The sequence below is a fragment of the Gemmatimonadaceae bacterium genome (genome assembly GCA_036003045.1).
In the GTDB taxonomy this organism is placed as follows: domain Bacteria; phylum Gemmatimonadota; class Gemmatimonadetes; order Gemmatimonadales; family Gemmatimonadaceae; genus JAQBQB01.
The window spans coordinates 1-3481 of the sequence record DASYSS010000004.1 but is presented as its reverse complement, the minus strand read 5'-3'; the positions used below and the strand labels follow the sequence as shown (position 1 = coordinate 3481).

General features: G+C 68.2%; 3 protein-coding genes. All 3 read left to right on the top strand.

Annotated features, from left to right (window positions below):
• The first annotated feature begins 164 nt into the window (after positions 1-164).
• From VGQ44_00655 to VGQ44_00645, 3 genes are read left to right on the top strand one after another with little or no spacing between them, the layout of a single operon-like run.
• Positions 165-1577, top strand: coding sequence for a hypothetical protein (locus VGQ44_00655; protein HEV8445296.1), 1413 nt, complete (start codon positions 165-167; stop codon positions 1575-1577).
• Positions 1574-2560 (top strand): hypothetical protein, encoded by a 987-nt coding sequence (locus VGQ44_00650; protein HEV8445295.1) that lies wholly within the window; start codon positions 1574-1576, stop codon positions 2558-2560. Before VGQ44_00655 ends, VGQ44_00650 begins: the two co-directional genes overlap by 4 nt.
• On the top strand, positions 2557-3429 hold the full coding sequence (locus VGQ44_00645) for an energy transducer TonB (GenBank protein ID HEV8445294.1): 873 nt from the start codon (positions 2557-2559) through the stop codon (positions 3427-3429). The genes VGQ44_00650 and VGQ44_00645 overlap by 4 nt, the downstream gene beginning before the upstream one ends.
• Positions 3430-3481 lie beyond the last annotated feature (52 nt).

Sequence of the window (3481 nt, the reverse complement as noted above, 5' to 3'; positions counted from 1 at the left end):
ACCCTCATCCGCCTTCGGCACCTTCTCCCCTCTCACGAGGGGAGAAGGGCGCTCGAACATGGGTCTCGCGAGATCTTCCCCACGAGTGCCCTTCTCCCCCGGTGACGGGGGAGAAGGTGCCGAAGGCGGATGAGGGGGCGGGTGCTTACCTACGGCGACTCAGGATGACGGCGATCGCGGCCTGCCTCTGTGTGGCGCCGGCAATCCTGCCGGCGCAGGAGACGCGCATCGCGTCCGATTTCGAGATGCAGCAGATGGAGCGCCAGGCAGCGACGGCGAAGGACTTCGAGTCGCAGCTCGCGGCGCACCTCAACCTCGGCGACCTCCACGTCACGCGCAACGAGACTGCCGCGGCGAACGCGGAGCACCGCAAGGTCCTCGACATCACCGCCAACGAACGCGCGGACCGGCGCAAGCAAGGCGACATCGCGAAGTACGCCACCGCGACGATGTACGCCGGCTACGTACACGCCACGCTCGGCGACGAAGCGGCGGCGTTCGAGCTGCTCGACGAGGCGACGCGCTACGCCGGCGACGACGCGAAGACGTGGAGCCTCTACGCCGACGCGATGGGACGCCTCTCGTTCCGCGACAAGGCGGCCGCCGCGGCGCGGAACGCCGTCGCAATCGCGGAACGGAAAGGCGAGTCGCCGCTCGACCTCGCTGTCTACCGATTCACCCTCTCCGCCTACGTCCCGCGCCGCGAGGGCATCGCGCTGCTGGAGAATGTCGTCTCGGCACTGAAGTCGAAACAGTTCGACAGCGTACGAAGAGAGGTCGCGCGCCACGAGGCGTTCGAGAGCTACTCGACCGTTCGCGGCGACGCCACCGCGTACGTCTCGCTCCTCAACCGCTCGCAGCTTCGTCTGGCGCACGAATACGAGGCGAGCGGCGACCTGGCGCGCGCGCGGAAGACGTACCAGGACGTCCTCGCCGTCCGCAGCGACGACCCGACCGCGCTCGCCGTGATCGCGCGACTATCGCAGTCGAACGAGGAGCGGGCGCGCTACTTCATCGACGCGTTCGACGCGAACCCGTTCTCGCTCGACACGATCCACGCGTACGAGCAGTGGCTCCGCGCCGGCGGCTCGATCCACGATGAGTCCACCTCGCCCGGTGCGCAGGTGCGGCACGCCGTCGAGCAGATCGTCCGCGGCGAGCGGCCGTCGCTCGACGCGCTCATGAAGCGGTTCCCGAACAACGACACGCTCCGCGAGCTCGCCACGATGTCGCGCGCCGTAGCCCCGGCGTTCCTGAGCGGAACCGCTACAAACGTGACGGTGACGCCGGCCGTAGCGGACTTGCGCGCGCTGATGCAACTCGACCTCACGCCCGAACAGCGCGTCGCGCTCGACCGCATCACATTCACCAGCAGCGTGACGTTCAACCCCGGCCCTCCCGCGCCGCCCGGCCAGACCGTCTTCGAGTCGGGCACGATCGGCGACGTCCCGTTCAAGTTCTCCGAGCCGGTCGCCTTCTCCGGCACGTTCCCCGCCGCCGCCACCCTCACCTACCGCATCCTCGGCGTCAGCGGCTCCGCTCTCCTGCTCGAGCCGGTCAAGCTGGAGGCGAAGTGAAAGCACTTCTTCTCGCACTGGTAGTGTCCGCGCCGCTCTTCGCGCAATCGGTCGCGAGCACCCCGCGCGGAGTCCTCGTTGCGCACGACAAAGTCATCGAGCTGCACGGGAAATGGAAGACGGAAGGAGTCAGCAGCCCGGGCGCCATCGCAATCAGCAACACAAAAGCGGCCGTGCTCGACGAGATCCACGATCGCGTCGCAATCGTCGACCTCGCGAGCGGCACGACCACCTTCGTGAACACGCGCTCCACGCCGATCGCCGCCGCATTCGCGAACAACAACCTACTGATCCTCGACCGTGACGCACACATGCTCGAGAAGATCGGCGGCGGCAGCGTCGAGCTCGCGGACGACCCCGAGCTCCTGGCCGTCAAGAACGACCGCGCGTACGTCTACTCGCGCATCGACGGCGTGCTGCAGGAGATCGGGATCGAGCCGTTCGCGCTCCTCCGCACGGTCCGTGTCACCCCATTCGCCACAGCCATGCAGTGCGACGCGCGCAGCGCCTACCTCGTCTACCCGCGCGACGGCCGCGTCCGCGTCGTCGATCTCGCGAAGATGCAGCCCGCGGGAGAGTTTCGCGTCGGCTCTGTTCCGACCGACATCGCCATCGCCGGCGACCCCACCGCCCTCACCGCGACCGTGCTCGCCGTCGCCGATCCGTCCGCGAAACGGGTCTGGCTCGTCGAGGGGTCGCAGTCGAGCTTCCGGGCGTTCACCCGCGGCTTCCTGCGCGGCATCATCGGCCTCGGCCTCTTCGGCGGAAAAGAGACCGAGTTCCCCACCGGGGTCGATCGAGTCGTCGCCCGTGGTGGGCGATCCCTCGCGTTCGACTCCTCGTCCGGCACGCTCTACGCCGTCACGAAAGACAAGGCGACAGTTCTCGCCCGAGGCCTGGGACCTCATGCGTTCGTCCTGACCCCCGTGGGAGTCGCGTACTGGCAGAACGGTATGTTGGTTGCAGAAAAGCTCGGTCAATGAGTGACCGAAAGCCGTGCGTCCAATGCGGCCGCACGATCGATGGATACGCGCGGATCTGCCCCTTCTGCAACTGGGACCAGAGCGCGCCCGTGCCGGCCGCGAAACCGCAGCAAACCGCCGCGCCCGACTACACGCCTCCTTCCGACGAAACGAAACTCCGCAAATACGCCCTCGGCGCCGGCGGCGGACTGCTGATGGTCATCGTGCTCTTCTTCGTCGGAGCGCACGTCCACGGCAGGAACCCGCCGTCCGTGACGAACACGGAACAACAGGCCGCGCCGAGCGGCCCGGCGACTTCGCGCAAGCGGTCGAATGTCGCCCTCGTTCCCGACAACGGACCCGCCCCGCCGTCGCCCGGCCAGCCGGTGACGAGCGCACCGGTGTCCGACACGGCGCAGGGACTCGCGAATCAGACCGATCGCACCGACGCCACCGCCGCTTCGTCCGTCCAGTACTCGCAGATGGCGCAGCGCGCGGCGGCTGAAGCGTCGCGGAAGAAGGTGTCGGGACTCGTCGATCCGCTGACGATTCAGGGGAACGCGTACGGCAACCCGCTGCCGCGGCCGATGACGTCGTCGTCGAACAACGCGTCGAACAACGCCATCCGCCGCGCCGCGCTCCGCACGCCGCCGGTTCCCGAGTACCAGGGACTGCCCGACATCGGCGTTCGCGGCTACGCCAGCGCCAGGCTCCTGCTGACGATCGGCACCGATGGACGCGTCCACGGCGTGAACGTGATCCAGCCGCTGCCCGGCGCGACACCGCAACTGCTCGAGGCGGTGCAGGCGTGGCGCTTCAAGCCGGCGACGGAGAACGGAACGCCGGTGCCGTCGACGTTCATGACCTCACTACAATTCAGGCCGCGATGAAGCCCTGCGTCGGCTGCAACCATTCGATCGACGACCACGCGCGTCTCTGCCC

Excerpts from the sequence above, each read along its gene's own strand:
- VGQ44_00655 (HEV8445296.1), top strand. The coding sequence starts at position 165 with ATGACGGCGATCGCGGCCTGCCTCTGTGTGGCGCCGGCAATCCTGCCG.
- VGQ44_00645 (HEV8445294.1), top strand. The coding sequence starts at position 2,557 with ATGAGTGACCGAAAGCCGTGCGTCCAATGCGGCCGCACGATCGATGGA.